The organism is Halochromatium roseum (genome assembly GCF_016653315.1).
Taxonomy (GTDB): Bacteria; Pseudomonadota; Gammaproteobacteria; order Chromatiales; family Chromatiaceae; genus Lamprobacter; species Lamprobacter roseus.
Genome location: NZ_NHSH01000004.1, coordinates 1 through 5,616 on the forward strand (window position 1 = coordinate 1; position 5,616 = coordinate 5,616).

Genomic DNA, 5,616 nt, shown 5'->3' on the forward strand with positions numbered 1-5,616 from the left:
CAGGCTCGGCAGCAGCACCGGCATGCTAGGGCAGATCTTCACCAAGGCGCAGAACAAGATCCAGGACCCGGCGAAGCTGTATCGGCTGATCGACATGGTCGACAGCACCAGCTGGGTGACGATGGGCGCTGATGTCAAAGGTGGCATCTACGAGGGCCTGCTCGAGAGCACGGAGCTGCATACCATCCTGCGCCTGCCGACCGGCATCTTCTACGCCCAAGGCGTCAAGGCCAATGTGATCTTCCTCGAAAATCGGGTAGCCAGCCCGGACCCTTGGACTTGGTGACTGCTGATCAAGAAAGGGTTATCGATCACCAAGCTGCTCTGCGAAAGACCGGCCAGCATGAGAACCGGAATGAATGACAGCAAGCCCGCACTGAAGCCAGAGGATCAGGCGCGACAACAGATCGACCGCCAACTGCAGGCCGCCGGTTGGAGGGTTCAGAACGCCCATGCAATCGACTTCAGCGCCGGTCGTGGCATCGCGGTGCGCGAATACCAGACGGACCTGGGGCCGGCCGACTATGTGCTGTTCGTTGACCGCAAGCCGGTCGGTGTCATCGAGGCTAAGCCCGAATCCTGGGGGCACAGGATCACGACTGTCGAAGAGCAGTCCGCTGGTTATGCCCACGCCAAGCTCAAATGGTTTGAGGACAGGGCCGCGCTGCCGTTCGTCTATGAGTGCACCGGCGTCATGACCCACTTCACCGACGGCCGCGATCCAGCGCCGCGCTCGCGCGAGCTATTCTCCGTCCATCGCCCCGAGACCTTGGCCGAGCAGCTGTCCCGGCGCGATTCCTTGCGCCGCCGCCTGCGCACTCTGCCGCCACTGGACCCCGCGGGGCTGCGCGGCTGCCAGATCATCGCCATCGAGAACCTGGAGGCCTCGTTCAAGGCCGACCATCCCCGCGCCCTGGCGCAGATGGCCACCGGATCTGGCAAGACCTATACCGCCATCACCAGCGTCTACCGGTTGCTCAAGCACGCCGACGCCAAGCGCATCCTGTTCTTGGTCGACACCAAGAATCTCGGCGAGCAGGCCGAGCAGGAATTCATCGCCTACCTGCCAAACGACGACAACCGCACCTTCACCGAGCTCTACAACGTCCAACGACTGACCTCGTCGCATCTGGCGCCCGATGCCCAGGTCTGCATCTGCACCATCCAGCGCCTCTATGCGATGCTCAAGGGCGAGCCCTTGGACCAGGCCGCTGAGGAGACCAACCCGGCCGAGCAGCGGCTACGGCCCAAGACCCCGCTGCCGGTGGTCTACAACGCCCGGATTCCGCCCGAGACCTTCGATTTCATCATCATCGACGAGTGCCACCGTTCCATCTACAACCTCTGGCGGCAGGTCATCGAGTACTTCGACGCCTATCTGATCGGGCTCAGCGCCACACCCGACGCCCGCACCTACGGCTTCTTTCACAAGAACGTCGTCAGCGAGTATCCGCACGAGCAGGCCGTCGCTGACGGTGTCAACGTCGGCTATGAGGTCTACGAGATCGAGACCCGCATCGGCACCCAGGGCGGCACGCTCAAGGCCGAGCAGCCGATCGAAAAGCGCGAGCGCCTGACGCGACGCCGCCGCTGGGAGCAGCAGGACGAGGATGAGACCTACTCGGCCAAGCAGCTCGACCGCGATGTGGTCAATCCGGACCAGATCCGCACCGTCCTGCGCACCTTTCGCGAGCGGTTGCCGCTGATCTTCCCAGGTCGCGACGAGGTGCCGAAGACGCTGATCTTCGCCAAGGCCGACAGCCACGCCGACGACATCATCCAGATCGCCCGCGAGGAATTCGGCCAGGGCAACCCGTTCTGCAAGAAGGTCACCTACAAGGTCGACGAAGACCCCAAGTCGGTGCTGGCCCAGTTCCGCAACGACTATCATCCACGCATCGCGGTGACCGTCGACATGATCGCCACCGGCACCGACGTGCGCCCGCTGGAATGCCTGCTGTTCATGCGCGATGTGCGCAGCCGCAACTACTTCGAGCAGATGAAGGGCCGCGGCACCCGCACCCTCGACCTCGACGGCCTGCGCAAGGTCACGCCCTCGGCCAAGACCGCCAAGACCCACTTCGTCATCATCGATGCCGTTGGTGTCACCCAGTCGCTGAAGACCGCCAGCCGACCGCTGATCAGCAAACCCTCGGTGTCGCTCAAGGCGTTGGCCACCGGCGTCATGATGGGTGTGCGCGACGAGGAGACCGTCTCCTCCTTGGCCGGCCGCCTGGCCCGACTCGACAAGCAACTGGACGACAAGGACAAGCAGCGCATCCAGCAGCAGGCCAAGGGCAGCAGCCTCAGCGATATCGTCCGCGCCCTGGTCCAGGCCATCGACCCGGATCGGATCGAGGCGCGCGCCCGGCAGATCGTCGACCCCAACGACAATCCCAGCGACGCCCAACGCGAGCAGGCGCGCAACGAGCTGGTGGGCGAGGCCGCCGAGGTCTTCACCGGCCCGCTCATCGAGCTGCTCGACGGCATCCGCCGCGACAAGGAGCAGACCATCGATCACGACAACCTGGATGAGCTCACCCGCGCCGAGTGGTCGGGCGACGCGAGCGAGAACGCCGAGCAATTGCGCCAGGACTTCGAGCAGTACCTCAGCGAGCACCGCGACCAGATCGAGGCGCTGAGCATCTACTTTAGCCAGCCCGCGCGCCGCGCCGAGGTCAGCCATGCGATGATCCAGGAGCTGTCCGAGCGCCTGCGCGCCGATCGGCCGATCCTGGCGCCGCTGCGGGTATGGCAGGCCTATGCGCTGCTCGACGAGGTCAAGCCCACTGATCCGCTCTCGGAACTCACCGCGCTGGTCGGCCTGATCCGTCGCGTCACCGGGCTGGATACCAAGCTCAGGTCCTTCTCCGAGACGGTTCAGCGCAACTTCAAGCGCTGGATCTTCGAGCGCCACAGCGGCGCCGGCGACAAGTTCAGCGACGAGCAGATGGACTGGCTACGGATGATCCGCGATCACATGATGACCTCGTTTCGGATGGAGCGCGACGACCTGGAGATGACGCCGTTCGACGATGCCGGCGGACTCGGGCGGATGTGGCAGTTGTTTGGCGAGGAGATGGATGCGGTGATTGAGGAGATGAATCGGGAGTTGGTGGCCTAAGTGTATCGAGATTTGCCCGGTGCCTGGACTTCTTGCAAGCTTGAAGATCTGGCTACGTTAACAATCGGCGGGGACTGGGGTAAAGCGTTTGAATACGTGGATGAAAATTACGTTACTGCCCGCTGCATCAGGGCCTCTGAGCTAAGAGGCTGGACTCAGAATAAAGGAGCATCGGCGGCTCTCCGTCGCATAAAGAAAGACAGCTTAATCAAGAGAAAACTGCAGATTGGAGACATTCTTGTCGAAGTATCGGGTGGAGGTCCAGAACAACCGGTTGGCCGTACTGCGCTGATCGATGAAACTGTCCTATCAACGAATCCTGAAGAGCCAAAGATCTGTACTAATTTTTTCCGCCTATTTCGTCCTGAGCCGAATATTAACTCCGCATATTTGCAGCTTTATCTTGTGTGTTTCTATCAATCAGGCCAAATCAATGCATATCAGGCTGGAAGCAACAACCTCCGAAATCTAAAATTTGCGAACTATTTGACTATTGAAGTTCCCTTACCACCAATCGCAGAACAACGCCGCATCGTCGCCAAGATCGAAGCGCTGTTCTCCGAGCTGGATAAAGGTATCGAGAGCCTTGAAACCGCGCGCGAGCAGCTCAAGGTTTACCGCCAAGCCGTGCTCAAGCAGGCCTTCGAGGGCAAGCTCACCGCGCAATGGAGGGTTGAGAATCCAGAGGCAGTACTTTCTGCTGAAGACCTGCTGTCGAGGCTGCGGGCGCAGAGGAAGCAATCGCATGATGACGCAACACTGGCTTGGAAGCGTAACTTTGAAGATTGGCAATCCAAGAACAGCGGTCAATCCAAACCGAAGAAGCCGGCAAAGCCCATCGCTATAGATCCTGTTGAAAACGGTGAGTTTCCAGTATTTCCTAAAGATTGGCTTGTGTTGCGTTTTGGTGCCCTCTGCGCAAGCATTCGAAACGGTATTTCCAAGAAGCCCGAAGGAGCGGCCGGCTCAAAAATTCTAAGGATAAGTGCCGTTCGCCCTATGGAATGCGCACTCGATGACATAAGGCTGATTGATAACGAAGATGGAATCTTCGGTGACTACTTTCTCAATGCGGGAGATCTGCTCTTCACTCGCTACAATGGCTCACGCGCCTACGTTGGAGTAAGCGCGCTTTATCGAGGTAACGGTGACCATCTTTTTCCAGATAAGCTCATCCAGGCGAGACTTGCTGTTCCGATTATTAGGCCCGACTACCTTGAGATGGCCGTCAACTGCAGCATTTCACGTGAGCACATCGAAAAGCGTATTCGCACAACGGCCGGACAGTCTGGTGTCTCTGGTAGTGACATCAAGTCGATTCCTGTTCCAGTTTGCTCTCCAGCTGAACAAGACCTGATTGTGGAAAAAGTGCAATCGGTTTGGCAAGAGTCAGGACGACTTCTCGTAGAGATTAATCACGCCATTCAGCAATCGGAAGCCCTGCGCCAATCCATCCTAAAAAAGGCCTTCTCTGGCCAACTCGTCCCCCAGGACCCAAACGACGAGCCGGCCTCGGCGCTGCTAGCGCGCATCAAGGCCGAGAAGGCTGCCCGGGCCAAACCTGACAAACGCTCACGGAAGACCGCCGCATGAGCGACCGCTACGACACCAGCGGCAATCCAGAAGCTGATTTTGAGCCTGGCTCTAATGGCCTTGTCCTCGCCAACTTGCTTGGTGTCACGAACCCCGCGGTGATGAGCGAGATCGAGTTGGATCTACTGATCCGTCTCCAAGACGCCCTCGTTGAGGAGGTTGCCGTGGATCAGGTCTTTTCTGGAGCAGACTTGTGCGCATGGCATCATCGGTGGCTCGGCGAAGTCTACGCATGGGCTGGGAAATATCGCACCCTCAATCTGTCGAAGGACGGATTCCCATTTGCGGCCAGCGCACAGATTCCGCGCCTGATGGCGCTGCTGGAGCGCGATATTCTGCGCTTGTACACACCCTGCCAAGGTTTGCGGGAGCAACAGTTGGCGGAAGCGATTGCAACCGTCCACATCGAGCTGATCCTGATTCACCCGTTCAGGGAGGGAAACGGCCGTATCGCAAGGCTGCTCGCGATCCTGATGGCCCTGCAAGCTGGCTGGCCGAGTCTCGATTTTAGTGCCTGGGATGCGAACAGAGACGCCTACTTTGAAGCCGTCCGCGCCGGTCTTACTGATCCAGGTCCGATGACGCGATGGGTTCTGCCAGTTCTACGTGCCTCGCGGGTCGGTAACCTGCCATGATGCGCAGCTCGATCTCTGCCGCATCCTCTCCGGTCTCGATGGCCGTCGAGGTGGCGACCGAGCGTACGAGGTCACGCCGGGCACGCACGGGATCGCGTAGATAAGGATTGGTTTGGGAGAGGGTGCGCTTTTTCATAAGACTTGTGACTAAATAATATTTTTTTATTTTTCAGTAACCTGACGAGCATTCTTTCAGTAAGCTTTTTCAAAACAACAGCTTAACCTTGAAAAGTTATAATTCGACCCTATTAATAATTGAATGGC

Annotated in this window: 4 protein-coding genes; all 4 read left to right on the forward strand. The window is 59.0% G+C overall.

What is annotated here, in order from left to right; all coding sequences use genetic code 11:
* On the forward strand, positions 1-286 hold a 286-nt coding region (locus CCR96_RS00170; protein ID WP_201215020.1), incomplete at its 5' end, for an N-6 DNA methylase.
* Positions 287-355: 69 nt separating this feature from the next.
* Positions 356-3,124, forward strand: coding sequence for a type I restriction endonuclease subunit R (locus tag CCR96_RS00175; protein WP_201215021.1), 2,769 nt, complete (start codon positions 356-358; stop codon positions 3,122-3,124).
* Positions 3,125-4,717, forward strand: a complete 1,593-nt coding sequence (locus CCR96_RS00180) for a restriction endonuclease subunit S (protein WP_201215022.1) — start codon at positions 3,125-3,127, stop codon at positions 4,715-4,717.
* On the forward strand, positions 4,714-5,352 hold the full coding sequence (locus CCR96_RS00185; protein WP_201215023.1) for a Fic/DOC family protein: 639 nt from the start codon (positions 4,714-4,716) through the stop codon (positions 5,350-5,352). The genes CCR96_RS00180 and CCR96_RS00185 overlap by 4 nt, the downstream gene beginning before the upstream one ends.
* Positions 5,353-5,616: the final 264 nt, after the last annotated feature.

What these genes read in the sequence shown, in the direction of transcription:
- CCR96_RS00185 (WP_201215023.1), top strand. Translation starts at nt 4,714, where the DNA reads ATGAGCGACCGCTACGACACCAGCGGCAATCCAGAAGCTGATTTTGAG.
- CCR96_RS00175 (WP_201215021.1), top strand. Translation starts at nt 356, where the DNA reads ATGAATGACAGCAAGCCCGCACTGAAGCCAGAGGATCAGGCGCGACAA.